This window comes from Sphingomonas longa (assembly GCF_016892685.1).
In the GTDB taxonomy this organism is placed as follows: Bacteria; Pseudomonadota; Alphaproteobacteria; order Sphingomonadales; family Sphingomonadaceae; genus Sphingomonas; species Sphingomonas longa.
In genome coordinates this window covers 205,207-230,217 of record NZ_JAFEMC010000002.1, presented here as the reverse complement: position 1 = coordinate 230,217, position 25,011 = coordinate 205,207, and the positions used below count along the sequence as shown (strand labels likewise).

At 66.7% G+C, this 25,011-nt stretch carries 26 protein-coding genes and 4 tRNA genes; 14 read left to right on the top strand and 16 right to left on the bottom strand.

Annotated features, from left to right (window positions below; translation table 11 throughout):
- Positions 1 to 76 (top strand) — tRNA-Thr (locus tag ILT43_RS07170).
- A 100-nt stretch (positions 77 to 176) separates the two neighbouring features.
- Here the strand turns inward: ILT43_RS07170 and ILT43_RS07165 are convergent.
- Positions 177 to 722: a PEPxxWA-CTERM sorting domain-containing protein gene (locus tag ILT43_RS07165; RefSeq protein ID WP_204197441.1), complete on the bottom strand. Its 546-nt coding sequence runs from the start codon at positions 720 to 722 to the stop codon at positions 177 to 179.
- Positions 723 to 950: 228 nt separating this feature from the next.
- On the opposite strand from ILT43_RS07165, the gene ILT43_RS07160 reads away from it, so the two are divergent.
- Entirely contained in the window at positions 951 to 2,333 is a 1,383-nt protein-coding gene (locus ILT43_RS07160; RefSeq protein WP_239474208.1) for a methyl-accepting chemotaxis protein, read from the top strand.
- 4 nt (positions 2,334 to 2,337) lie between these two features.
- On the opposite strand, the gene ILT43_RS07155 is transcribed toward ILT43_RS07160, so the two are convergent.
- On the bottom strand, positions 2,338 to 2,949 hold the full coding sequence (locus ILT43_RS07155; protein ID WP_204197439.1) for a S24 family peptidase: 612 nt from the start codon (positions 2,947 to 2,949) through the stop codon (positions 2,338 to 2,340).
- A 91-nt stretch (positions 2,950 to 3,040) separates the two neighbouring features.
- Here ILT43_RS07155 and ILT43_RS07150 point away from each other — a divergent pair, with 91 nt between their 5' ends.
- From ILT43_RS07150 to ILT43_RS07125, 6 genes are all read left to right on the top strand, one after another.
- The gene (locus ILT43_RS07150) at positions 3,041 to 3,232 is read left to right on the top strand and encodes a hypothetical protein (RefSeq protein ID WP_204197438.1); all 192 of its coding nucleotides are present in this window, start codon (positions 3,041 to 3,043) and stop codon (positions 3,230 to 3,232) included.
- Positions 3,229 to 3,537: a hypothetical protein gene (locus ILT43_RS07145; RefSeq protein WP_204197437.1), complete on the top strand. Its 309-nt coding sequence runs from the start codon at positions 3,229 to 3,231 to the stop codon at positions 3,535 to 3,537. Before ILT43_RS07150 ends, ILT43_RS07145 begins: the two co-directional genes overlap by 4 nt.
- 102 nt (positions 3,538 to 3,639) lie before the next feature.
- Complete coding sequence (locus tag ILT43_RS07140) at positions 3,640 to 5,817, top strand: TonB-dependent receptor (protein ID WP_204197436.1); 2,178 nt, start codon at positions 3,640 to 3,642, stop codon at positions 5,815 to 5,817.
- 173 nt (positions 5,818 to 5,990) lie between these two features.
- Positions 5,991 to 7,175, top strand: a complete 1,185-nt coding sequence (locus ILT43_RS07135) for an acyl-CoA dehydrogenase (RefSeq protein ID WP_204197435.1) — start codon at positions 5,991 to 5,993, stop codon at positions 7,173 to 7,175.
- A gap of 95 nt (positions 7,176 to 7,270) precedes the next feature.
- The gene (locus ILT43_RS07130; RefSeq protein ID WP_204197434.1) at positions 7,271 to 8,032 is read left to right on the top strand and encodes a class II aldolase/adducin family protein; all 762 of its coding nucleotides are present in this window, start codon (positions 7,271 to 7,273) and stop codon (positions 8,030 to 8,032) included.
- 89 nt (positions 8,033 to 8,121) lie between these two features.
- Positions 8,122 to 8,358 (top strand): DUF6894 family protein, encoded by a 237-nt coding sequence (locus tag ILT43_RS07125; protein ID WP_204197433.1) that lies wholly within the window; start codon positions 8,122 to 8,124, stop codon positions 8,356 to 8,358.
- Positions 8,359 to 8,400: 42 nt separating this feature from the next.
- On the opposite strand, the gene ILT43_RS07120 is transcribed toward ILT43_RS07125, so the two are convergent.
- Positions 8,401 to 9,141, bottom strand: a complete 741-nt coding sequence (locus tag ILT43_RS07120; RefSeq protein ID WP_204197432.1) for a Crp/Fnr family transcriptional regulator — start codon at positions 9,139 to 9,141, stop codon at positions 8,401 to 8,403.
- A gap of 202 nt (positions 9,142 to 9,343) precedes the next feature.
- Between ILT43_RS07120 and ILT43_RS07115 the strand changes: the two genes are divergently transcribed.
- The 3 genes from ILT43_RS07115 to ILT43_RS07105 all read left to right on the top strand — a co-directional run bounded on the left by ILT43_RS07115 (position 9,344) and on the right by ILT43_RS07105 (position 11,759).
- Positions 9,344 to 9,895: a (2Fe-2S)-binding protein gene (locus ILT43_RS07115; RefSeq protein ID WP_204197431.1), complete on the top strand. Its 552-nt coding sequence runs from the start codon at positions 9,344 to 9,346 to the stop codon at positions 9,893 to 9,895.
- A gap of 64 nt (positions 9,896 to 9,959) precedes the next feature.
- Complete coding sequence (locus ILT43_RS07110; RefSeq protein ID WP_204197430.1) at positions 9,960 to 10,997, top strand: RcnB family protein; 1,038 nt, start codon at positions 9,960 to 9,962, stop codon at positions 10,995 to 10,997.
- Positions 10,998 to 11,069: 72 nt separating this feature from the next.
- Positions 11,070 to 11,759, top strand: coding sequence for a 2OG-Fe(II) oxygenase (locus ILT43_RS07105; protein ID WP_204197429.1), 690 nt, complete (start codon positions 11,070 to 11,072; stop codon positions 11,757 to 11,759).
- 24 nt (positions 11,760 to 11,783) lie between these two features.
- Here the strand turns inward: ILT43_RS07105 and ILT43_RS07100 are convergent, their stop codons facing one another.
- Both ILT43_RS07100 and ILT43_RS07095 read right to left on the bottom strand, forming a co-directional pair.
- Positions 11,784 to 12,833, bottom strand: a complete 1,050-nt coding sequence (locus ILT43_RS07100; RefSeq protein ID WP_204197428.1) for an aldo/keto reductase — start codon at positions 12,831 to 12,833, stop codon at positions 11,784 to 11,786.
- 100 nt (positions 12,834 to 12,933) lie between these two features.
- On the bottom strand, positions 12,934 to 13,755 hold the full coding sequence (locus ILT43_RS07095) for an amidohydrolase family protein (protein WP_204197427.1): 822 nt from the start codon (positions 13,753 to 13,755) through the stop codon (positions 12,934 to 12,936).
- 181 nt (positions 13,756 to 13,936) lie between these two features.
- On the opposite strand from ILT43_RS07095, the gene ILT43_RS07090 reads away from it, so the two are divergent.
- Positions 13,937 to 14,497, top strand: a complete 561-nt coding sequence (locus tag ILT43_RS07090; protein WP_204197426.1) for a methylated-DNA--[protein]-cysteine S-methyltransferase — start codon at positions 13,937 to 13,939, stop codon at positions 14,495 to 14,497.
- A gap of 106 nt (positions 14,498 to 14,603) precedes the next feature.
- Here ILT43_RS07090 and ILT43_RS07085 read toward each other — a convergent pair.
- The 6 genes from ILT43_RS07085 to aroA form a co-directional block, all read right to left on the bottom strand.
- Positions 14,604 to 14,688, bottom strand: a tRNA-Leu gene (locus ILT43_RS07085).
- Positions 14,689 to 14,847: 159 nt separating this feature from the next.
- Positions 14,848 to 15,126 (bottom strand): integration host factor subunit beta, encoded by a 279-nt coding sequence (locus tag ILT43_RS07080; RefSeq protein ID WP_204197425.1) that lies wholly within the window; start codon positions 15,124 to 15,126, stop codon positions 14,848 to 14,850.
- Positions 15,127 to 15,270: 144 nt separating this feature from the next.
- Positions 15,271 to 16,986, bottom strand: a complete 1,716-nt coding sequence (gene rpsA, locus ILT43_RS07075; protein WP_204197424.1) for a 30S ribosomal protein S1 — start codon at positions 16,984 to 16,986, stop codon at positions 15,271 to 15,273.
- Positions 16,987 to 17,239: 253 nt separating this feature from the next.
- Entirely contained in the window at positions 17,240 to 17,881 is a 642-nt protein-coding gene (gene cmk, locus ILT43_RS07070) for a (d)CMP kinase (RefSeq protein WP_204197423.1), read from the bottom strand.
- Positions 17,878 to 18,852, bottom strand: a complete 975-nt coding sequence (locus ILT43_RS07065) for a proline iminopeptidase-family hydrolase (RefSeq protein ID WP_204197422.1) — start codon at positions 18,850 to 18,852, stop codon at positions 17,878 to 17,880. Before ILT43_RS07065 ends, cmk begins: the two co-directional genes overlap by 4 nt.
- A gap of 11 nt (positions 18,853 to 18,863) precedes the next feature.
- On the bottom strand, positions 18,864 to 20,201 hold the full coding sequence (gene aroA, locus ILT43_RS07060) for a 3-phosphoshikimate 1-carboxyvinyltransferase (RefSeq protein ID WP_204197421.1): 1,338 nt from the start codon (positions 20,199 to 20,201) through the stop codon (positions 18,864 to 18,866).
- 100 nt (positions 20,202 to 20,301) lie between these two features.
- On the opposite strand from aroA, the gene ILT43_RS07055 reads away from it, so the two are divergent.
- Positions 20,302 to 20,625: a TIGR02300 family protein gene (locus ILT43_RS07055; RefSeq protein ID WP_204197420.1), complete on the top strand. Its 324-nt coding sequence runs from the start codon at positions 20,302 to 20,304 to the stop codon at positions 20,623 to 20,625.
- 84 nt (positions 20,626 to 20,709) lie between these two features.
- Positions 20,710 to 20,785: transfer RNA gene (locus tag ILT43_RS07050), tRNA-Ala, on the top strand.
- 194 nt (positions 20,786 to 20,979) lie between these two features.
- Here ILT43_RS07050 and ILT43_RS07045 read toward each other — a convergent pair.
- The 5 genes from ILT43_RS07045 to dapB all read right to left on the bottom strand — a co-directional run bounded on the left by ILT43_RS07045 (position 20,980) and on the right by dapB (position 24,986).
- Positions 20,980 to 22,725, bottom strand: a complete 1,746-nt coding sequence (locus ILT43_RS07045) for a flotillin domain-containing protein (protein ID WP_204197419.1) — start codon at positions 22,723 to 22,725, stop codon at positions 20,980 to 20,982.
- A gap of 36 nt (positions 22,726 to 22,761) precedes the next feature.
- Positions 22,762 to 23,379, bottom strand: a complete 618-nt coding sequence (locus ILT43_RS07040; RefSeq protein WP_204197418.1) for an OB-fold-containig protein — start codon at positions 23,377 to 23,379, stop codon at positions 22,762 to 22,764.
- 93 nt (positions 23,380 to 23,472) lie between these two features.
- Positions 23,473 to 23,549 (bottom strand) — tRNA-Arg (locus ILT43_RS07035).
- A 55-nt stretch (positions 23,550 to 23,604) separates the two neighbouring features.
- Positions 23,605 to 24,252 (bottom strand): endonuclease III, encoded by a 648-nt coding sequence (nth, locus tag ILT43_RS07030; RefSeq protein ID WP_204197417.1) that lies wholly within the window; start codon positions 24,250 to 24,252, stop codon positions 23,605 to 23,607.
- Between the two features lie 5 nt (positions 24,253 to 24,257).
- On the bottom strand, positions 24,258 to 24,986 hold the full coding sequence (gene dapB, locus ILT43_RS07025) for a 4-hydroxy-tetrahydrodipicolinate reductase (RefSeq protein ID WP_204197416.1): 729 nt from the start codon (positions 24,984 to 24,986) through the stop codon (positions 24,258 to 24,260).
- Between the last annotated feature and the right edge of the window lie 25 nt (positions 24,987 to 25,011).

The following is a 25,011-nucleotide window of genomic DNA, read 5'->3' as shown; positions in this document are numbered from 1 at the left end:
GCCGCTTTAGCTCAGCTGGTAGAGCATCGCATTCGTAATGCGGGGGTCACAGGTTCGAGTCCTGTAAGCGGCACCACCGACAGCATCGCTGGCACTCCCAATTTATCAGTAACTTCTGGGGCCGAAAAACCGCTCGCTTTCGACGAGCGGTTCTTCACGCAGCCATCCGTGACGGATTAGCCTGTGGCGACGGTCGCGCCGATGGTACGACGGCGAACTGCGCCTCCGACGATACCGAACCCGGCGATCATCATCAGCCAGGCGGCGGGCTCGGGCACTGCTGCGGCCGCCGGACTGGAGGATGCGGTACCGAACGCGGAAATCGTCCCATTGCCGTTGACGCGATACTCCGTCGCGGGAACACCGTCCTGGTGGAAGAACGCGATGTTCTGCGCCGCGCCGGCGTTGAAGCGGACGCCGCTACCATCGAGGAACGTGGGGCCCGTGGTGAAGTAGTAATAGGTCGGATCGCCCGGCGCGGCGAACAGGCCGCTGATCGCGACGTCGTTGATCGTTCCGGAGATGCCGGTAATCGCGTAGGCCGTTTGACCGAACCGATCGACGGCCGTGTCGGATGTCGTGAACACGCCCCGGATGGTCTGAAACGGCCCGTCGAAAAACGTTCTGGTGGTATCGAAGCGAAAGTCGAACTCCGCGGCCGAAACCTGCGACGACATGAAGGCGGCGATAGCCGCGATCCCGAGTGCCAGCTTTTTCATCATCTCTCCCCGGCCTGTCCTGCCCACCTTGCGCGGTTTTCGTGGCCGATGAAGCTACGTGCCGGCATCGGGAATAGTTGCCTCATAGTTAATGCGAGGTCGCGATTCCGTTGAAAGACCTGTGAAGTGTCCTGTCACTCCAGAACCTCTCCGTCGTCATCCATCAAACGACTGAATAATCACCTTTTAACTAATCTCCGGTAGCCCGTCCGCACCAGACGGGAATATCCATTGTCGCTTAGCCAGACCATTACACGGGCCGCACGCATTTCGGGTGATCTGGGAATCCGGACCCTGGACCTGCAGGCCGACATTTCCGCGTTGTCGAACCGCGTCACCGCTCAGGCCACGACGATCGAGTCGGTGGAGGCGCAGACGCACCGGCTGTCGAAGGAAGTGAGCACGGTCGCGGGCGCGGCGCAGGACGCGCGGTCTAATACCGCCGGCGCCTATGCCGTCATCGAGGATTCGAACGTCCAGATCAACGCCGCGACCAGCGACGTCGTGGAGTTGATCGCGCAGGTCAGCCGCATCCACGAGGGGCTGGACGCGTTCACCTCCGCCCTCGCCGAGGTCGGTCAGGTGACGGAGACGATCAACGCGATCGCCAAGCAGACCAACATGCTGGCGCTCAACGCCACGATCGAAGCGGCGCGGGCGGGCGATGCAGGTCGGGGATTCGCCGTCGTCGCGGCGGAAGTCAAGAAACTCGCCGCCCAGACCGCGGTCGCCACCAAGCTCATCAATGGGTCGATCGGGACGCTGGCGACCGAAGCCGACACGATGCTCCACCGCGTCGATGTCGGCGTCGCCAAGGCGCAATCGGCGCACCAGGGCACGAAAGACATTGAATCGCTCGTCGCCCGGCTGGCGCGACTGATGGACGACCTCGCCCGCAACAGCGACACGGTCGCGGACGGCGTCGGGTCGATGGTCGTCGCGGTCGAGGAGGTCGAGGCGGGCCTCTCGGCCCTGTCCAGCACCTCGTCGGACAACGCGCTGGGCCTCGAACATCTGTCGGAACGGGTCTCCGTCGTCAGCGGCGACACCAACGGCCTGTTGCAGATGCTGGCCGAGAGCGACGCCGACATTCCCGACCGACCCTATATCCGCTTCGGCCTCGATGCCGCACGTCAGGTGTCGGAGGGCTTGGCCGCGGCGATACAGGCGGGCGACATCACGCTTCAGGCCATCCTGAGCCAGACCTACACGCCGGTGGCAGGCACGAACCCGCCGCTGTTCACACATCCGGCGATGGCGTTGCTGACGCGGCTGGCGCGTCCGCATCAGGAGGCGGCACGAAGCCTGCCCGGATTTTTCGGCATGAGTTTCACGGATCGGCGGTGCTTCGGCGCTGTCGCGATGCCGGAGCGATCCCAGCCGCAGCGTCCGAACGATCCGGTGTGGAACAGCGAGCACTCGCGGGCCGGTCTGGTCTACGATTTCCCCGATACCGCGGCGCAGGTCCTGACGGAGACGCCTTTTTGTCTGAAAGCGTACCGTCGGCCCGTGGCGGGTGGCGGCGTCATGCTGCTGAAGCAGGTGATCGCTTCCATCCATGTCGCTGGGCAACATTGGGGCGTGCTCCAGCTCGCGTACGAAAACCAGGACTGAACCGCTACCTCCACCGCCGCATCTGCCACACGACGCGGCCGATCACGACGATCGGCTCGTCGGATACAGGGGCCGCGGCGGGATTGTCGCTCGTAGCGATCAGGCCGGACGATGTCCGCGCCACCCGCTTGACCATCAAGGCGTCCCCCTGCCGGATGACATAGACCGCGCCCCGCGGACCGGGCAGCGTGTCCGCGCGATCGACGACGATATGGTCGCCGTCGAGCAGGCCCGGTTCCATCGAATCGCCCCTGACCCGTACGATCGCCGCCATGCCCGGCTTCAGGTCGAGCGTCCGCGCGAGCGCCGGATCGATCGCCTCCGTCCCGATCAGCGTTTCCGTATCGACCAGCGCCCCCGGGCCCGCCGACGCGAACACGTCGAGCCGCGGCAGCATCATCGCCGATGGTGCCGCCGCCCCGCCCAGTTCCTCTTCGCCGACTCCGAAGAACGCCGCGAGTGTCGCGCGATGCCGGTCGGGCAGCACGCGCGGCGTTCCCCGGCGGACATATTGCTGAAGATAGGCGACATTCGTCCCCAGCATCCGCGACAGCGCCGACAGGTTCGTGCCCCGCCGTTCCGTCAAGGTCATCAACCTGCTGCGCGCATCCGTCATGCCGCATTCCTAATCTAGGAAATTTTCCTAGACAAGTTGGAGAATGGAACAGAACAAGAACACATCATCACCGACTCCAGGAGCTTCCACCGTGTCGCTGCTCATCAAGATCGACCGCTATCTTCGCTGCACCAAAATGCCCGTTTCCAAGTTCGGCCGCCTCGCCTGCAACGATCCCCGGCTCGTCACCGACCTGCGCCGCGGACGCCGCCCCGGCCCCGCCGTGATCGAGCGGGTGGACGCGTTCCTCCGCGACTCGATGCCGCGGGAGATGCAGCCATGAGCCGCGGCCCCAGCGCCATCCTGTCGCGCGCCCTCTGCCGCGCGGCGGACGCCGCGGGCGTGCGCGTCGAGGTCGTCGCCGCCAGCGCCTCTGACTGGGCGAGCGCCACCTTCGTCGCGGCGCGTCACCAGATGCGGCTGGCGGCATCGGCATCGCCCGCGCTGGACGCGTGGCTGGCGCTGTTGCCGACCGCCGATATCGTCATGCCGGGCCACGTCCTTGCCGAGCTGTCCGTCGTCCGCTCCTGGCCGACATCGGCCGCGCCGGTCGAGATCGACCTGTCGGCGCTGACGCTGGCCGCATGACACGCCGATAAACAATGCGTCATACGGACAATAGGCAATTGATATAACGTAACACGCAACCTAGAGGCTCCGCATATCACGTCCCCGCGGAGCCACTTGTTCATGATTCTCCACCGCCTGCTGCTCGGTACCGCCGCGCTCGCCCTGCCCGCCCTGCCCGCCGCCGCTCAGGGACCCTCCACCGAAGCATCCAGCGCCGCGACCTCCCAGCCGGCCGATCCCGCTCCGCAAACGACCACTGCGAACACGCCCCGCGATATCGTCGTGACCGCACCCTTCGCACAGAGCGAGACGGACGTGCTGTCGGGCACCTCGATCGTGTCGGGCGAGGAGCTTCAGCGGGCGCTGCGACCGACGATCGGCGAGACGCTGGCGCATCAGCCGGGCGTGTCGGCGACATCGTTCGGCCCCAACGCCTCCCGCCCGGTGCTGCGTGGTTTTCAGGGCGAGCGTATCCGGGTGCTGACCGACGGCATCGGGTCGATCGACGTCAGCAACACCAGCGTCGACCACGCCGTCGCGATCAACCCCCTGATCGCCGAGCGCGTTGAGGTGCTGCGCGGTCCCTCCGCCCTGCTGTTCGGATCGTCGGCGGTGGGCGGCGTCGTCAACGTCATCGACACGCGGATCCCGCGCACGGTGCCGGAGAACGGCTACCGCGTCGGCGGCAACGCCACCTACGGTTCCGCGGCGAATGAGCGTTCGGGCTCCGCTGCCGCCGATGTCGCGGTCGGCGAAGGGTTCGTCGTGCATGCCGACGGTTCGTATCTCAAGACCGACGATCTGGAGATCGGCGGCCATGCCTTGACCCGTCAGCAGCGCGCCGCCGCACTGACGTCCGCCGCCGTCCAGCCGGTCGACCCCGCCGACCCCGAGTCGATCGACTTCACCGGCAACGCCGCGATCCGTGGCCGCCTGCCGAACACCGCGTCGGAGACGTGGAACGTCGGCGTCGGCGCGGCGCTGATCCGCGACGGCGGCAGTCTGGGCGTGTCGTACAGCCGCTACGACAGCCTCTACGGTGTGCCCGTCCGCTATGCGACCGCGCCGGGCCAGGAGCAGGAAGCGCCGCGCATCGACCTGAAGCAGGACCGCGTCGACCTTCGCGCGGAAGTGAACACCGGCGGCGGCTTCTTCGACAAGGTGCGGCTGCGCGCGGCGATGGCCGATTACACGCATGCCGAACTGGAAGAGGACGGCAGCGTCGGCACGCAGTTCTTCAACAAGGGGCTGGAGGGCCGGTTCGAACTGGTTCAGGCGAACCGCGGCGGCTGGCTGGGCGCGTCGGGCGTGCAGGTGTTCAACCGCCGCTTCGACGTGGAGGGCGACGAGGCGTTCCTGCCGCGCAACGAGACGACGCAGGTCGGCCTGTTCACCTTGCAACAGTTCAACCTGGGCGATTTCCGCGCCGAGGTCGGCGGCCGTTACGAGACGAGCACGCTGTCGGCGCGCACCGCCGTGGACCCCGCACGCTTCTTTTCGGGCACGCGCGATTTCGATACCTACTCGGCGTCCGCAGGCGCGTCCTATGCCATCGCGCAGGGCGTCCGCATCGGCCTGAACGGATCGCGCACCGAACGCGCACCGTCGGCGGAGGAACTGTTCGCGAACGGTCCTCACGCCGGCACCCAGTCCTACGAACTCGGCAACCCCGATTTCAGGAAGGAAGAAAGCTGGGGACTGGAGGCGACGCTGCACGCGCATGGCAGCGGCTTCAGCTTCGACGCATCGGCCTATTACAACTGGTTTTCCAACTACATCTACGAGACGCAGGTCGCAGCAGCAGTCTGCGTCGCGGCGGCGCGTGGCGATGTCGATTTGCCCTGCTTCCAGTATTCGCAGGCGGACGCGCGCTATTACGGCCTCGAAGCGCAAGGGTCGGTCACGCTGGCCCGCGTCGGCGGCTATGCGATCAACGCCGACGCGGTGGGCGATTGGGTGCATGCGGAGGTCGTCGACCGCGGCCCCGTGCCGCGCATCCCCCCGCTGCGGCTGCTCGGCGGGATCGAGGCGCAGGGCGATCGCCTGACCGCGCGCGCGGAGGTGGAGCACAGCTTCAAGCAGGACCGGGTGACGGCCTTCGAGACGCCCACGGGCGGCTTCACATTGGTCAACGCCAGCGTCGCGCTCAAGCCGTTCGGTGCGGAGAACGCGACCACGCTGACGCTGTCCGCAAACAACATATTCGACGTGGTCGCACGCCGGCACGCCAGCTTCCTCAAGGACTTCGCCCCACTGGCGGGCCGCGATCTCCGCGCGACACTGAGCTTCCGCCTCTAAATCCTCATCGGCACGGGGATGGACCGCGAAGCGATGGAGGGGCAGCCACGGGCAACACCGCCTATGACTGCCCCTCCACGGCTTCGGCGCATGCCCCCACCCCGAGGAGGATCGGCCGCAACGCTGGACACTCTGCTCCCGTCACCGTACCGCGTCTTCTAAGGAGACGTACGATGGCAGGCATGGGCAGGTTCGACTGGGAAGATCCCTTTCTCCTCGACGACCAGTTGACCGAGGACGAGCGGATGGTGCGCGACACCGCGCGCGCCTATGCGCAGGACAAGCTCGCGCCGCGCATCGTCGAGGCGTTCCAGCACGAACACACCGACCCGGCGATCTTTGCGGAGATGGGCGAACTCGGCCTGCTCGGCCCGACCGTGCCGGAGGATTATGGCGGAGTCGGTGCCAGCTACGTCGCCTACGGACTGGTGGCCCGAGAAGTCGAGCGGATCGACTCCGGCTACCGCTCGATGATGAGCGTTCAGTCCAGCCTCGTGATGTACCCGATCCACGCTTACGGGTCGGAGGAGCAGAAGCGGCGCTTCCTGCCCCGTCTTGCGGCGGGCACGATGATAGGTTGCTTCGGCCTGACCGAGCCGGATGCCGGCTCCGACCCCGGTGGGATGACGACGCGCGCGAAGAAGGTCGATGGCGGCTACATCATTTCCGGCGCGAAGACGTGGATCAGCAACTCCCCGATCGCCGACGTGTTCGTCGTCTGGGCCAAGTCCGACGCCCATGACGGCAAGATCCGCGGCTTCATCCTGACCAAGGGGCTGAAGGGGCTGGAAACGCCGAAGATCGAGGGCAAGCTGTCGCTCCGCGCCTCAATCACCGGCATGATCCTGATGGACGAGGTCGAGGTGGGCGATGACGCGCTGCTGCCGGATGTCGAAGGATTGAAGGGGCCGTTCGGCTGCCTCAACCGCGCGCGTTACGGCATTAGTTGGGGCGCCTTGGGCGCGGCGGAGTTCTGCCTCCATTCCGCACGCCAGTACGGTCTCGACCGTAAGCAGTTCGGCACGCCGCTGGCGGGGCGGCAACTCTATCAGAAGAAGCTCGCGGACATGCTGACCGACATCGCGCTGGGCTTGCAGGCCAGCCTGCGCGTCGGGCGCCTCATGGACGAGGGCCGGTTCGCGCCGGAGATGGTTTCGATCGTCAAGCGCAACAATGTCGGCAAGGCGCTGGAGATCGCCCGCCACGCCCGCGACATGCACGGCGGCAACGGCATTTCCGGCGAGTATCAGGTCATGCGCCACGTCATGAACCTGGAGACGGTCAACACCTACGAAGGCGCGGCGGATGTCCACGCGCTGATCCTGGGTCGCGCCATCACCGGCATCCCCGCGTTCTAAAATCCTCCCCGGCACGGGGAGGATCACCATCGCTGCAATCTCTGGCACCCAGCCCCGCCGCGTGGCATACTCCATCTTCAAAGGAGAGTGCAGTCATGGCCACCGTCGCGCCCATCCGCCCGCAGATGTCCGACGCCGAACACGAGGCGCGGCAACAGCTCGCCGCCTGCTATCGCGTGTTCGACATGCTCGGCTGGTCGGAGATGATCTACAACCATATCACGCTGAAGATTCCCGGCGAGGATGGCGCGTTCCTCATCAATCCGTTCGGCCTGCATTTCTCCGAGGTCACCGCGTCCAGCCTCGTCAAGATCGACATCGACGGCAACAAGCTGGCGGATAGCCCCTATCCGGTGAACCGCGCCGGGTTCGTCCAGCACGCGCTGTTCCACCGCCACCTCCCCGACGCGCATTGCATCATGCACACGCACACCACCGCCGGCATGGCGGTGAGTTCGCTGGAGGGCGGGCTGCGGCCGATCAACTTCTACGCCTGCAACTTCGCCGGCCAGATTGCGTACCATGATTTCGAGGGTGTCACCGTCCGCGACGAGGAAGGGCAGCGGCTGCTGGAGCATCTCGGCGACAAGCGCATCATGCTGCTGCGCAATCACGGAATCCTGGTGATGGGCCGCACCCTGCCGGAGGCGTTCATCAAGCACTGGTCGCTTCAGCGCGCGTGCGAAATCCAGTTGGCGACGCTGTCGATGGGCACACCGCTGGAGGTATCGGCCGACACCGTCGCCGTGCATCAGCGCGACCTTCATCAGGCGCAGGCTCCGGGTGGCCCCGGCGCGGCGGACTTCGCCGCGATGGTGCGGCTGGTCGATCGCCGCGACACGAGCTGGCGGCAGTAAGGTTCGCCAGAACGAGGGTGCGGGTCGCTTAACCTCGATCCACGATCGGCCTTCCGGGATGTGGCAGACGGGGTTGCAGGAGGACCCTCATGCCGCATCTCGATCTGCATCTCGAAAACCATAATGGCCTGCAACGCGACCTTGAGGGCCACAATTACGAGACGATCGACGCCGCGGTCGCGGAGGCCGGCCGCACCGCCGGATCGGTGCTGGCCGAGGACATTGCCAGCGGCCGGACCCCCGGCGGCATCCGCGTCATGATCGAAGACGCCGACGGCACGCGCATCGCGACGTTGCAATCCTCCACGAACATCGACCGGTGCTGACTATATCGGCTCCTTCCGCGTGGGGAAGGAGCCATTCGCCGGCTAATCGGCCGGCCGCGCCTGATCGAGGTGCAGGTATAATGGGTTGAAATCCGCCCGCTGCTGAAGCCCGACCCAGTCGGCGATCTTCAGGTGCCGCTTGACCCGGACGATCAGCCCCTCGCGCTCCAGTTGCTTCAGCGTGCGGTTGACGTGAACCGCGGTCATGCCGGTCGCATCGCCGATCTGCTCCTGCGTCATGGGCAGGTCGTATCCGGCATCGGCCAACCCTGACTGCCGCAGCCGCACCTCGAATTCACACAGCATGTGCGCCAGCCGCATCGGCCCGTTGCGTCGACCGAAGTTCAGGATCGCCTCCCGCGCGATCGACGCCTCGATCAGGGTATCGATCCACAGCGCCTGCGCGACCGCAGGGCGGCCGAGCGCCAGTCCCCGCAAGTCCTCCGCAGCGAATTCGGCCACCTCGATCCGGGTCAGCGCCTGAATGTTATGATCCGCCTCGCGCAGGAACAGATGCTGAAGATCCGTGAAATCGCCCGGGATCATCAGGCCGACGATCTGTCGCCCTCCGTCCGCCGCCAGCTTGTGCCGAAAGGCGAAGCCGTCGAGCAACAGGCAGCACTTGGTCGGACGCGTCCCTTCGCGCAGCATGTAACTTTGCGCCGGAATCGTGCGCGGGATGCACGGTAACCCCCGCAACGCATCGCGATCGCTCTCCGACAGGGGAAATCGCGTTTCCAGCTTGGCAATGAGCACATCCTGCGGGCAACTCGCGCCAGCCATCGATCATCCTTATGGCAGCGCCCCACCACGCCGTGGCCGACAGGCTAACCCGCCGATCGATCCAAGGCATTCACGCAGGATTGGGCATCGACGACACACATAGGTTTTCTTTCCGAGCACTTGGCTGGCGAGTCTCCGACGACGCCTAAATGTGCGACGCGGCGTTTGCCGGATCGTGCCGCTCGCCTATGGTCGGGCGCAGATGACCCGCTTCACCGTCAACAATCAGGCCGTCGAGTACCGGCTCGACCCCGCCACCCCGCTTCTGTGGGCGCTGCGCGATGCGTCGAACCTGACGGGCACGAAATATGGTTGCGGCACTGGCCACTGCGGTGCGTGTACGGTCGATGTCGACGGTCGCGCGATCCGATCCTGCAGCATGACGATCGCGGAGGCGGAGGGAACGTACGTCACCACGATCGAGGGGCTGTCGCGCGAACGCAGTCACCCGCTGCAACTCGCGTTTCTGGCCGACAATCTCGTGCAATGCGGCTTCTGCGTCCCCGGCATCATCATGGCCGCGTCCGTCCTCCTCCGTCGCAACCCCGATCCGGACGAGGCCACTATCCGCGGCGCGATCACCAACCTGTGCCGCTGCGGTATCTATCCCCGGCTGGTCGAGGCCATCGAGCGCGCCGCCCGCGCAGCACGTGGCGAGGAGGTGATCGCCGCCGGCGCGCGGCCCGGGATCGATCCCGCGGATGCCGCGCGTGTCGTACCGGCGCTGGTGCCGCCGAAGCTGTCGGATCGCTGACGAACGGGTTCAGCTTCCATTCGCCGCCTGTTTGGCACAGCTTGTCCATCATAGGAGCCGGCTCGTGCGCCGGCAGTTCGGGACGAGCATCATGATGAGGACGTGGATAGCATCGCTGCTGATGGCCACCACGCTGGCACCCGTCGTCGCGTCCGCGCAGGACGCCGGTGGCGGCCGTGATGGTCGCCGCGGCGAATGGGGCCGGATGCGTGGCGATGCCGGCCAGATGGATCGTGGTCGGCGCGAGAACGCGCCGCGCGACCAGGCCCGCCCCCAGCCACAACAGCAGCAACAGCCGCAGCCTGCGGCTCAGGCGCGATACGACCAGCCCCGCAACCAGCCCCGTCTTGACCAACAACGCCCCGACCAGCCTCGGCGCGACCGCCCCAACTGGGGCAACGACCAGCGCGCCGGTCGTGGCGACGAGGGGCGCTTCGGCATGGATCAACGCTATCCACGCGGACAGAATGCGATCGGCGAGCAGCCTCGCCCCGATGGCGATCGCCGCGGCTGGCGAGATCGCGGACAGGATCGTGGGCAGGTCGACGGTGACCGTGGCACTCGCCGTCCCGATCGTGACGGTCGTCCCGACATCGTCGGCAGCGATCGGGACCGGCGCGATACGATCCGCCAAGGTGACGATCGCCGCAACGGCTGGCGCAACGACGACCGCCGCGACTGGAACAACGATCGGCGCCCGGACCAGCAGCGCCGCGCTTACGGCTACGGCTATGGCGGCAACAATGGCTGGCGGGACCAGGCGTATGATCGCAGCCGGTTCGAGGATCGCCGGGCGTGGAACCGCGGCTGGCGAACGGAGAACCGCTACGACTGGACGCGCTACCGCAGCACGAACCGCAACGCCTACCGCCTGCCGCGCTACTATGCACCGTACGGCTGGAGCAGCTATCGCCGCCTGTCGATCGGGCTGAGCCTCGCGCCGCAGCTTTGGGGACAGAATTATTGGATTGCCGATCCGTGGAGCTATCGCCTGCCCGACGCCTATGGCCAGTATCGCTGGGTGCGCTATTATGACGACGCGCTGCTGGTCGATCTCGACTCCGGTCAGGTCGTCGACGCGGTCTACGGCATCTTCTGGTAATCGCTACGACAAGATCCGGCGGCATGTCCGCCGGGTCTTGCCAATACCGCCCCGATCGGCGGAAAAGCGCGCATGAGTTTCTTCGCCCGCAAGTTCGCGCCAAAGCCCTCCCCCGCCGCGCAGGGACGCCGACAGGTCGGCATCGATGTCGGCCTGCGCCTCGACGCCAATCCTGCCGTAATCCGCGCGCCCGTCGATGGGGCGCAGGTGTATTTCCATCACGACTTCCTCGATGCGGCCACCTGCGCGCGGATGGTGGCGATGATCGATACGAACCGCCGGCCCTCGACCTTGCTGTCCGACCGCAACGATCAGGGTTTCCGCACCTCCGACAGTTGCGACATGGATCGCTGGTCGCCGGACGTGCAGCCGATCGACGAGGCGATCGCCGCCCTGCTGGGCATCGAACCCGAGCATGGCGAGACGATGCAGGGCCAGCGCTATGCCCCCGGCCAGCAATTCCGCGCGCATCACGATTACTTCCACGAGAGCGAAAGCTATTGGGAACGGATGCAGCGGGAGGGCGGGCAGCGGACCTGGACCGCGATGATCTACCTCAACGATGTCGAGGATGGCGGCGCGACATGGTTTCCACAGGCGGGGATCAAGGTCGCGCCCAGACGCGGCCTGCTGCTGACGTGGAACAACATGAACGCGGACGGCCTGCCCAACGAGGCGACCATCCACGAAGGCATGCCCGTCGTCGCCGGCGTGAAGTACATCATCACGAAATGGTTCAGGGAAAATCGCTGGGTGCGATGACGCCTTCCGATGGGCGGCGTCGGCTTACGCCGCCTTCGGCAACGGGCAATCCGGATGCAGCAGATCGGCCGCGATCAGTTCCTGCCAGAAACCTTCCGGAATGGGCACCGCGAGCAGCGCCCGCGTCGCCGCGACCTCCTGCGGACTGCCCAGTCCCGGAATGACGCTCGCCACTTGTGGGTGTGCCAGCGGCAGGCGCAGCGCCGCGGCGGCGAGCGGCACGCCGTGGTCGGCAGCAATCGCCTCGATGCGGGCGACGCGGGCGACGACGGGCTGCGACGCGGGCGCATAATCGTACCGCATCGTCGCGTCCGTCTGCGTCCCCTGCGCCAGGATACCGGAATTGTACGGACCGCCGATGACCACCGGCGTGCCCGTTCGCGCGCAGGCCGGAAACAGCGCCGTCAACGCCTCCTGCTCCAGCAGCGTGTAGCGCCCCGCCAGCAGCACGACGTCGAGCCGGGTTTCCGCCAGCAGGTCGAGGCAGACGGCGATCTCGTTCAATCCTGCGCCAAACCCGGTGATCTCGCCCGCCGCGCGTAATTCCTCCAGCGCCGCCAAACCCCCGCCCCGCGTCAGTTGTCGCCAGGTCCTGTCATGATCCTCGCCATGCTGCCGCCGACCGATATCGTGGACGTATAGCAGGTCGATCCGCGCGATCCCGAGACGTTGCAGGCTCTGTTCCCACGACCGTAGCACGCCGTCCCGGCTATAATCGTAGACACCGCGAAACGGCATCGGCGAGTGGAAGCCATCAAGGGTGCCGCCATGCTCTTGGACGATCGACATGTCGGGCAGCATCAACCGGCCGACCTTGGTCGACAGCACGATCCCCTCACGGTCGCGGAGTGCGTCGCCGATGCGCCGTTCGCTCAACCCGCGTCCATAGTGCGGCGCGGTGTCGATGTAGCGGATGCCCGCGTCCAGCGCAGCCGTCAGCGTTTGCGCAGCGACATCGTCCGGGATCGCGCGATACAGGTTACCGAGCACGGCCCCGCCCAGGCCGATGCTGCTCACCGACAGGCCGGTATCGCCCAGCACGCGCCGGGGTATCATCGATCCGGACTTCGTCATCTGACACGCAACATAGGTTGGTTTCTGCTCCTGATGGATTCACCGATCCAATGTTATCGCATCCCCGACGTTTCGGTCTGGACGGACGATTACGACTGGTTCATCCGCACGCCGGCTCCCCGAGCGAATAGAAGCGGCGAGCGCATCCAGCCATCAGATCGGCGAGCGCCGCCCCGCCCAGCCCGGACAGCCTCGTCGCCGTGTCGAGCCAGCCGCCTTGATCGTCCCCGACCAGCGTCAGTACGGGCCAGTCGCTGCCCCACATCAGCCGCGATCCGAACCGCTCCACCAGATACCGAACGACCGGCTGCAACGCAGCGTCGTCCTGTCCCGCGACCCTCAGGGCCGACAACTTGCAATACACGCCCCGGTCGGCCAGATTCGCGATGCCGACCGCCCACGCATCCAGCCGATCCGGCGTCGTGAACGGCTTGGCCCCGTGATCGATCACGAGCGGCACATCCCCCCATCGGTCCGCGAAGCGGGCGAGCATGGGCAGATGTCGCGGCTCGGCCAGCGCATCCAGCCGCAGACCGTAATCCCGGACGGCCTTCAGCGCGGGCACGAGCGCTTCGTCGAGCAGCCAATCGGTATCCTCGATACATTGCAGCATCGGGCGCAGCCCACGCATCTTCGGGTGCGCCGCCAATGTCGCGATCCGGGCCGGTGCCGAGGCGGCGGCGAGATCGACCCAGCCGACCACGCCCAACATCATCGGCTCGCGCGCTGCGATCTCCAGCAGCCAGTCGGTATCCGCGTCCGTCGCCTGCGATTGCACCAGCACGGTCCCGGTGACGCGCGGATCGGCGGCGGCATGAAAATGGGCGGGGGTGTAATCGCGGAATATCGTCGGCAGTTCGGGACCGGGCCAATGATGGCCCGGCAGCGTCAACGACCAGCAATGCTGATGCGCATCGATCACGCCCACGTCATGGTGCCGGGTGACGGGCAGGAGACGGCGACGCCGGTATGACACTCATCCCTGTCGCCGCTCCCACGACAGCGGCGGCATGGATCGCTCCGGCGATTTCGTCGCTTGCCGAGTGGCGTGACTGTGCCCGAGAATAACCCGATCGAGCGTCGTCGAAGATCGGGATTACGGTATGAACGAGATCGGCGCCCCCGCCTTTACCATTTGCCAGACGATCGTAGGCGAGCTGACGCTGGTGGCGGATGCGGAAAGACTGATCGCGGTCCTGTGGCCGGATGATCGACCTGCGCGGGTGCCGTTGCCGCCGCTCGTGCGCGACGATGCCCACCCCGTGCTGCATATGACGATGGGGCAACTCGGCGAGTATTTCGCCGGAAGACGTCACGCCTTCGACCTTCCCCTCCATTTCATCGGCACCCCGTTCCAACGCAGCGTGTGGCAGGAGTTGCTCGTCATCCCGTACGGAGAGACCCGAAGCTATGCGGAGATCGCCCACCGGATAGGCCGGCCCGGCGCGGTGCGCGCCGTCGGAGCCGCCAACGGACGCAATCCGCTGTCGATCGTTGCGCCATGTCACCGTGTCGTCGGATCCACCGGCGCGCTGACCGGGTTCGCGGGAGGACTGGCCGTCAAACGCCGTTTGCTTGCACTCGAAGCGCCGCCGCTCTTCGCCCGGGCGGATCACCTGGCCCAGTCGAAGGGAAAGAGCATGGAAGCACGCGGTCCTTCGTGATCCCGGCGAACCATGCAAACCGACGCTCGCGGGATTGCTACGCCGACAATCCGACGCTCGCGCCCGGCCGCATCGCACGGTTGGGTGCAATCGCCACCGGCCGGATTGGTGCGGACGGCGGGACTCGAACCCGCACTCCATCAGGAAACCGATTTTAAGTCGGCAGCGTCTACCGATTCCGCCACGCCCGCATCCACCGTCACGAAGCGCAGCCGCACCTGCCAGTCAAGCACTGCCCGCACCTTTGCCATCCTGTTCACGGTCGACCCGCCCTCGGTCTGCAATCCATCACGTCACCGCGTGCGGAGCAACCGTTTGCAGTCCTGTTGAAAACACGACCGCGCGGCAGGTCATACGTTCAGGCGAGATCGCATTTCCTTGCCGGGCTTGAAATACGGAACGCGCTTGGCGTCCACGTCGACCGCCTCGCCGGTGCGTGGATTACGCCCCGTCCGGGCATCGCGCGCACGGGTCGAGAACGCGCCGAAGCCACGAATTTCGACGCGTCCGCCCGCGGCGAGACGGTCCGTAATCTCATTGAAGAATGTCGACACGATCATCTCGACTTCGCGGGGCGTCAGATCCCTGTGAGCGTCGGTAAGTCGTTGAACTAGTTCGGAACGAATCACGATGTTTCCACCCCCCGGCGGCTGAGTTGAAGATGTTGATACAAGTCAACTTGCGCGGAGGAAAGACCGTTTTGGAGGAAATTATACAAAAAAAAGGCCGGGATCGCTCCCGGCCTTCGTTTAGAGCTGAACCGGTATCACCGATTACTTCTTTTCGTTCTGAGCCTTCAGCGCGGCGCCCAGGATGTCGCCGAGCGAAGCACCCGAATCCGACGAGCCATACTGCGCAACAGCATGCTTTTCCTCGGCAATTTGCATCGCCTTGACGGAGAAGGTGGGCTTCTTCGAACGATCGAAGCCGGTGACCATCGCGTCGAACTTCTGACCGACCTGGAAGCGCTCCGGGCGCTGCTCGTCGCGGTCGCGTCCCAGATCGGTACGCTTGATGAAGCCCGTCGCGCCGTCGTCGCCCTGCTGCACTTCGAGACCCGCGTCGCGAACTTCGAGGACGGTGACGGTAACGACCGCGTTCTTGTTCAGGCGATCGCCCGCTGCGGTGGTGCCGCCGGCGGCCGGGCCACCACGCTCCAGCTGCTTCATGCCGAGCGAGATGCGCTCCTTCTCGGGATCGATGTCGAGCACGATCGCCTGGACGGTCTCGCCCTTGCGATGCAGCGCCAGCGCATCCTCACCCGACACGCCCCAGGCGATGTCCGACATGTGGACCATGCCGTCGACGTCGTTGTCCAGGCCGATGAACAGGCCGAACTCGGTGGCGTTCTTGACTTCGCCCTCGACGGTCGAGCCGATCGGATGAGCGGATGCGAACGCCTCCCACGGATTGTTCTGCGCCTGCTTCAGGCCCAGCGAGATGCGGCGCTTGTCCTGATCGACCTCGAGCACGACGACTTCGACTTCCTGCGAGGTCGACACGATCTTACCCGGATGGACGTTCTTCTTCGTCCACGACATTTCCGACACGTGGACCAGACCCTCGATGCCCGGCTCCAGCTCGACGAACGCACCATATTCGGTGATGTTCGTGACGCGACCCGACAACTTCGCGCCGATCGGGTACTTCGCCGATGCGCCGTCCCACGGATCCGACTCGAGCTGCTTCATGCCGAGCGAGATGCGCTGCGTGTCCTTGTTGATGCGGATGATCTGCACCTTCACCGTGTCGCCGATGTTGATCATCTCGGACGGGTGATTGACGCGCTTGTAGCTCAGGTCGGTGACGTGCAGCAGGCCGTCGATGCCGCCCAGGTCGACGAACGCACCGTAATCGGTGATGTTCTTGACGACGCCGTCGATGATCTGACCCTCGTGCAGGCTCTGGATCAGGCCCGAACGCTGCTCGGCGCGGGTCTCTTCCAGGACCGCGCGACGCGACACGACGATGTTGCCGCGCTTGCGGTCCATCTTCAGGATCTGGAACGGCTGCGGGATGTCCATCAGCGGGGTGACGTCGCGCACCGGACGGATATCGACCTGCGAACCCGGCAGGAACGCGACGGCGCCCGACAGGTCGACGGTGAAGCCGCCCTTGACGCGACCGAAGATCGTGCCCTCGACGCGCGCCGACTTGGCGAACTCGACTTCCAGCTTGTCCCAGGCGGCTTCGCGGCGGGCGCGGTCGCGTGACAGCATCGCTTCGCCGTGCATGTTTTCGACGCGGTCGACGTAAACCTCGACTTCGTCACCGACCTTCAGCTCGGCCTTCTGGCCCGGGGCGGGTGCGAATTCGCGCAGGGGCACGCGGCCTTCCGACTTCAGGCCGACGTCGATGACGGCCATGTCGTTTTCGATCGCGGTGACGGTGCCGTGAACGACGCGACCCTCGAAGCTGTCGGCGCCGCCGAACATGTCATCGAGCATCGCCGCGAAATCGTCGCGCGTGGGCTGAACCTGGGTTGCCATAAAAAAAGCGTATTCCTCGGTCTGTTTCCGGCCAAGCGGTTGGTTCCGCTGGTCTTGGCCTGAACGCCGCGACGACCCCATGCCGCCACGGCATCCGTTCGAACCGATGCAGGCGGAGGAGATTCGCGGCTATGCGAAAAGGGCGCAGGAGGACATGCCTCCGCGCCGACCTCCGCGAGCCACAGCCCGCCGGACACGGCCGGATAGCGCAAAACCGGCTTGCGGGCAAGGTCGCATGGACCGCCCGCCCCTCCTATTCGGCGGTCTTCGCCTTCGCCGCGAGCGCAGCATCGACCAGCACGGTCGCACGCCGGATCGACTCCTCGATCGACAGGAAGGTGGTGTCGAGCAGCGCGGCGTCGCTCGCCATGATCAGCGGGGCCGCATCGCGGCCGCTGTCGCGCGCGTCGCGAACGCGGATATCGGCGAGCACCCGGTCGAAGCTCGTCGTATCGCCGCGCGACTGAAGCTCCGTATGCCGGCGGCGCGCGCGGATCTGCGGCGTCGCCTTGACGAACAATTTCGCATCCGCGTCCGGTGCGATGACCGTCCCGATATCGCGCCCGTCGAGCACCGCCCCGCCCTGCTGGTTGGCGAAGCGCCGCTGCCTTTGGAGCAGCGACGCGCGGACCAGCGGATGCGCCGAGACGATCGACGCGAGTTGCCCGACATCGTCGTCGCGCAACGCGGGATCGGCCAGCGTCAGGTCGTCGAAGTCGCACGCAGCGACCGCGTCCGCCTCCCGCGTCGGGTCCAGCTCCAGCCGCCGCACGGTGAACGCCACCGCGCGGTACAGCAGCCCGGTGTCGAGGTGCGGCAGGCCGTAATGGCCGGCCAAAGCTCTAGCGATAGTACCCTTGCCCGATGCGGCGGGGCCGTCGACGGCGATGATCATAGGTCGTGCCTTTGCATCCAGCCACGCAACAGCGCGACCGATTCGTCCGGGCGGTCGGTGAAGATGCCATGCGCGGCGCCCGGCACCACCGCCCATTCTGCGCCCGGCACGCGCGCGGCGAACCCCGCCAGCGTCGCCGGGCGCGCCTCGTCATACTGGCCGCCGACGAACAGCGTCCGCCGTCCGTCCAGCCGTGCCAGCAACGGCTCTCCGTCGTAACCCTTCAAACTACCGGTCGCGACGAACTCGCTGCGGCCCCACATCGCTTCGTACAGGCGGGGATTGAACCCGCGGCCCGACTGCGAACGATAGGCCTTGTGCCCCTCGCTCGCCGGCTCGCGGCCGTTGTAGGCGGCGTAGAACGCACCGGTCGCGGCGTCGCACGTCGCGGGCTGCGGGGCCGGCAGCGAGTCGCAGCGGACCAGTTCCTTCTGCACATCGGCCGGCAGTTCGCGCCGCAGCGCATCGGCATCGGCGATCCAGCTTCGCGTCGAGATCAAGGGACTGGCAAGGATCAGGCTTGCCAGCGCCTGCGGTCGGCGAGCGCCGTACTCCAGCGCGATCGTGCCGCCCCAGCTATGCCCGACGACATGCCAGCGCCGGACGCCGAGCGCCCGCGCGATCGCGTTCAGTTCATCCACGAACCGCGCCACGCGCCAGTTGTTCGGGTCGTCCAGCCGATCCGACCGCCCCGAATCGAGCTGGTCGTAGAGGATCACCGCGCGCTCGTCCGCCAGCGCCAGCGCATCCAGATACGCGCCGTGAGTGCCACCCGGCCCGCCGTGCAAAAACACCACCGGCGGCTTCGGCCCGTTCAGGTCGCCGTTGACCCGGACGTAGATGCGACCACCCTCGACCGGCACCATCGCCTCGCGATCGGGCTTGGGATAGCGCGCAGGTCCCCGCGCCCAACCCGGCGCCGCGGCCAGCGCGGCGAGGCCGGCGACGAACTGGCGCCGATCGATCCTCAATCGATCACCCCTCAACCGACCACCTCGGCCCCGAGCGAAATGGCGACGCCCACGAAACCCGGATAGCTGGTCGCAATCGGACTGGCGTCGCCGATCGTCACGGCCTTGCGGGCATGCAAACCGGCCACCGCCATGCTCATCGCGATCCGGTGATCCAGATGCGTCTCGATCGTCGCACCGCCCGCGATCGGCTCGCCGCCCGAACCCTGTACCGCCAGCCCGTCCTCATACTCTTCGCAAACGACCCCGCATGCCTCCAGCGCCGCCTTCATCGCCGCTATCCGGTCCGACTCCTTGACGCGCAGCTCATGCGCGCCCCGCGCCACCGTCCGGCCCTGCGCGAACGCCGCCGCCACGAACAGCGCCGGATACTCGTCGATCATGCTCGGGGCGAGTTCGGGCGGCACCTCGATCGCCGACAAGGGCGCGTGGCGCACGCGCAGGTCCGCGACCGGCTCGCCGCCGACGGTCCGCGCGTCCAGCTCCTCGATATCCGCGCCCATCAGCCGCAACGCCGCGATCAGGCCGGTGCGCGTAGGGTTGAGCCCGACATTCTCGACGGTGACGTCCGATCCCGGCACGATGCTCGCCGCGACCAGCCAGAACGCCGCCGACGACGGATCGCCCGGCACGACGATCTGCTGCGGCCGCAACTCCGCCTCGCCGTGCAGCGAGATCACGCGACCCTCGGGCGACGGCTCCACCGTCAGCGTTGCGCCGAACCCCGCCAGCATCCGCTCCGAATGGTCGCGAGTCGCGATCGGCTCGATCACGCGCGTGATGCCGGGCGTGTTGAGCCCCGCCAGCAGGATCGCCGACTTCACCTGCGCTGATGCGACCGGCAGCGTGTAGGTGATCGGCACCGCCGGGCAGAGGCCGCGCAGCATCAGCGGCAGTCGGCCACCCGGACTGGCGTTCACGTCCGCGCCCATGCTCATCAGCGGCTCGATCACCCGCCCCATCGGTCGCTTCGACAGCGATGCGTCGCCGACGAACGTCGCGGTGATCGGATGACTGGCGACCAGCCCCATCAACAGCCGCGTCGACGTACCCGAATTACCCATGTCGAGCGCATTCGCCGGTTGCAGCAGCCCGCCGACGCCGACGCCGTGGATCGTCCACGCACCGTCCTCGCCCCGCGCGATGTCCGCCCCCATCGCCCGCATCGCGGCGGCGGTGGCGAGCACGTCCTCCCCCTCCAGCAGGCCCTCGACCCGGCTTTCCCCGACCGCCAGCGCCGACAGCATCAGCGACCGGTGACTGATCGACTTGTCCCCCGGCACGGTCACCCGCCCCGTCAACGGACCGGCGGCGACGAGCGTGAGCGGCTGGGATGATGCATGCGACATAGGCGCGGCGCTTTGACAGTCGGGCAATGCTATGGCAAGGCGCGCCCCACTTCGCGGGGGGAACCCTGTCGAACTCCCAATCCGAAAGGCACGGTACGGCATGATCAAGCCGGAATGGGGCACGAAGCGCACGTGCCCGAAATGCGCGACGCGTTTCTACGACCTCACCAAGGACGACCCCGTCACCTGCATCAATTGCGGGTATGGCTGGGAACCCGAACCTATTCTGAAGTCCAAGCAGCCGCTCGCGTTCGAGGTGGCCAAGCCCGATACGGCCAAGCCCGATGCGGACCTGGAAGGGGACGAGGAGGATATCGAGGCGATCACCGGTGAGGACGAAGAGCCCTCCGCCGATGACGAAGTCGATCTGGGCGGCGACGACGACCTGGGTGTCGAAGCGCCGACGAACGACGACGAGCATTGATTTCGAGGTGATTTGGCAAGCGGTGGAAACGCCGCTTGCCAAGCCTTCGGCGGCCCGCTAGTGGGCTGCCTCCCGCACGGAAATGGGGCCGTAGCTCAGCTGGGAGAGCGCTGCAATGGCATTGCAGAGGTCAGGGGTTCGATCCCCCTCGGCTCCACCATTCCCGATGCGATGACGCTCCCGACCGATCGGAGCGATGATCCAGAAGGATATAGCGGCCGCAATCTTGCAGGCATCAGCCCGTAAGCCGCGTCGTCGCGTCTGGTGTGTAAGCCCGCAGCCGAGCGCCGGCGCGCTGCCGATCATCGCCGCAACGGCGGATGACCAGCAGCACTGGCTCGCCCGATAGCGGCGTCAGGCAGGGCGAACCGACCCCGACCCGCCATCCGCACGTCCGTTGGGCACAGGCTTTCCGGGCTCGGCCGTCCTCCCCTCAGAAGCGACCGCCTGCACCCCGCTCCCCGCGAGCATCCCGTTCAGCGAATGACCCGTCATCCCGAGTTCGGCCATCAAACCGTCGATCAACGGCCCACCGACGCGGTAGCGCATCGCCGCGGCGACCGCGGCATCGGCGAGGTTGCCCTGCCCTGCGCCCGTCGTCGCATCCTGGCCCCCGTCGCCGTGCAGCCCGCGCGCGTCGAGGATGCTGATCTTGTCGATGTTCTCGATCGGCTTGGCGGCGGCGGCGATGATCCCCGGCAGCGCCTCCAGCATCGCCTTCCGCACCAGCAAGGCAGTCTGGGTGTCGCTCAGCAGGTTGGTCGCCTCGTTCAGCGATGCCTGACCGGCGGCATCGACCTTGAACGCCGCTTCACGACCCTCAGCCCGCGCCTTTTCGGCATCCGCCTGCGCCGTCGCTTCGGTGCGCAAGGCACTCGCGCGGGCCTCCGCCGCTTCCTTTTCGGCGGAGGCCGCGACGGTGATGCCGACCGCCTCCTCCTGTGCGCGCTGGGTCGCGGCGATGACGGCGACGTTCTTGTTGCGGTTCGCGATCTCGGTCGCCTTGGCGGTCGCGACGCTTTCCTCGGCGCGAACGGCGAGCGCGCGCGCCTCGTTCGCGGCGGCGGTCGCGGTCGACTCCTCCTCCGACTTCTGCGCGGTCTGCACCGCCGTGGTGATGCGCGCGATCTCGATCGTCCGGTCCCGCTCGATCGTCGCGGTCTGGATCGCGCCGTCGCGGGCGATCGTCGCAGTCTTGATGATCTTGTCCGCTTCGGTCTGCGCGACCGTCTGCGCCTGCATCGCGGTGATCCGCGCAATCTCGGCGAGGCGGGTCTGCTCGGCCTCCGCCGTCGCGATCGCCGTCGCCTGTTCGGCGCGGCGGGCGGACAATGTCTGCTCCTGCGTCAGCCGCGCCTGCTCCGCCGCCTGCGCGATCTCCAGCGACTGGTTGTTCGCCTCCAGGTTGCGTTGCTCGATCTCGACGCGATTGGTGGCGACGATATCGTTGCGGATCTTCTTCCGCTCCTCGATCGTGCGGGTCAGCACGGTGAGGCCCTCGGCATCGAAGGCGTTGTTCTCGTTGAAATGTTCGAACGCGGTCTGGTCGAAATGGGTGATGCTGACCGATTCGAGCTGAAATCCGTTCATGTCCAGATCGGTCATCAGCGCCTCCTGCACCTTCTGGATGAAGTCGGCACGGTTGGCGTGCAGGTGCTCCATCGTCATGGTCGCGGCGACCGACCGCAGCGCCGACACCAGCTTGCCGTCGAGCAGCGACTTTACCGCATCGGGGCTGTTGACCGAATCACCCAGCGTCTGCGCGGCTGCGGCGATCGACTCGGCATCCGGCTTCACCTTGATATGGAACAGGCCGACGACATCGACGCGCAGTTTGTCGAGCGTGATCAGCGCATCCTTGTTCAGGCGCGACACCTCCAGCTTCACCGTGGTCAGGCGCACCTGCATCAGTTCGTGCAGCACCGGGATCACCATGATGCCACCGTTCAGCACGACCTTCTCGCCGCCGAATCCGGTGCGGATCAGGGCCACGTCCTTGGTCGCGCGCCGGTACAGGCGGGTCAGGATGATGCCGATCACGACCAGCGCGAACAGGACGATGCCCGCATAGATCAGGACATTCAAAATCGATGCAGGCACTTGGTCTCTCCCCCGATGGAATCAGCGCGATCTGGATCAGATCGCCTGAAAAAGCGTATTTTCGTCGCCCAGCCCAAAGAACAGGGCGCGTTCGCGGCGGACGAGCAGCACCGTGGCGCCCGACGACAGGGCCCCGTGATCGTCATGCGGCTCGACCAGCACGACATGCGCTTGGCCATGTCGATCGACCACCTTCGCCCGGGCCGGCTGGCCGCGGCGGGCAGTCCCTTCCAGGATGGTGCCACGCAGCCGGAGCAGATCGTCCGTCGACACCACCGTGGTTTCAAACCCCGGCATCACCCGTGCGAGACCGTTGGCCGCCAATGTGTTGAGCGCGAGGCCCGCCAGTGCGGCCGCACCGCACGCCCAATACCACGGCAGCGCGGCCCCCGTCAGACCGGCGGCCGACTGCTGGATGATGATGCCAGCCATCGTGAAACAGCCGAGCAGCGACGTCAGCCAGATCAGGATCGGCAACTCGCCTCCGAGGCCCAGCCAGTCGAGCACGCTGCCTTGCGCATCGGTCCCGAAATCGCCGTCGACATCCATGTGCCCCAGTCCCAGCCCGACCGCCTCGATCAGACCGATGCCGATCATCACCGCGAACGCGACGGCGAACGGCAGATACGCTGGTGTGAGGAACTGCTCGAGCATGGCCGGGAGGCTAACATGCGGCAAGAGGCCTGTCAGGCCGAACCGTACGCGATACCGCGCACCGGCCGAGCGTCGCTATGTCAGAGAGGAACCTGGTGCACCCGACTGGATTCGAACCAGTGGCCTCTGCCTTCGGAGGGCAGCGCTCTATCCAGCTGAGCTACGGGTGCCTGGAAGCGTCGCGCCTAGCAAAGCGCGTTCGGCTCCGCCAGCCCCTTCGCGCATTCACGCGGTCTTCGGTGGCGGCGTCTTGGGTTTGTAGGCGCACAGGTCGACGACCGGGCATCGCCAGCACTCCGGCTTCCGCGCCTTGCAGATATAGCGGCCGTGCAGGATCAGCCAGTGATGCGCGTGCAGGCGAAACGGCTGCGGCGTCGCCTTGTCCAGCTTCAGCTCGACCGCCAGCGGCGTCTTGCCGGGGGCGAGGCCGGTGCGATTGCCGACGCGGAAGATATGCGTGTCGACCGCGAAGGTTTCCGCGCCGAACGCGACGTTCATCACCACGTTGGCGGTCTTGCGGCCGACACCGGGCAAGCGTTCCAGCGCCTCGCGGTCCGGCGGCACCTCGCCTGCGAAATCGTCGATCAGCATTCGCGACAGCGCGATGACGTTCTTCGCCTTGGTGTTGAACAGCCCGATCGTGCGGATGTGCCGCTTCAGCCCCTCCTCGCCCAGCGCGACCATCTTTTCGGGGGTATCGACCTCCGCGAACAGCGCGCGTGTCGCCTTGTTGACCGACGCGTCGGTCGCCTGCGCCGACAGCGCGACCGCGACGACCAGCGTAAAGGGATTGCGGAACTCCAGCTCCGTTTCGGGATGCGGATCGGCCTCCGCCAGCCGGCGATAGAATTCGACGACGTCGGCGCGCTTCATCGCATTTACAGCCCGAGCACGTCGCCCATCCGGTAGCGGCCCGCGGGTTGTCGGGCGAGCCAGATCGCCGCCCGCACCGCGCCGCGCGCGAAGATCGAACGATCCTGCGCGAAGTGCGACAGCTCCACCCGCTCTCCCTCCGTCGCCAGGATCACGCTGTGGTCGCCGACGACGGAGCCGCCGCGCAGCGACGCCAGCCCGATCGTCCCTTCGGATCGCGCACCGGTCAGCCCGACCCGGTCGTCGACGCGCAGTTCGGACAACATGCTGCCCCGCCCCGCCGCCGCCGCCTCGCCCAGCAGCAGGGCCGTCCCCGACGGGGCATCGACCTTGTGACGATGATGCATCTCGACGATCTCGATGTCCCAATCGGGGCCGAGCCGCGCCGCCGCGTCGCGGACCAGAATCGCCAGCAGCGTCACGCCGAGCGACGTATTGCCGGTCTGGAGCACCGCGATCGACGCCGCCGCCGCGTCGATCGCGTCGTGCTGCGCGGTCGACAGCCCGGTCGTACCGATCACGATCGGCGTGCCCGCCGCCACCGCCGCATCGAGGTGCGCGTCGAGCGCGCCGGCGGCGGAGAAGTCGACCAGCACGTCGGCGATCCGCGCCAGGGGCGCCGGGTCGTCCTGCGCATCCGCGCCACCGGCCAACGTCGCGCCGGCTTCGGTCAGCGCATCGGCGATCGCGCGGCCCATCCGGCCGGAACTGCCATAGATGCCGACGCCCGTCACGACCGGACCGTCTGCGAAGAAAAGA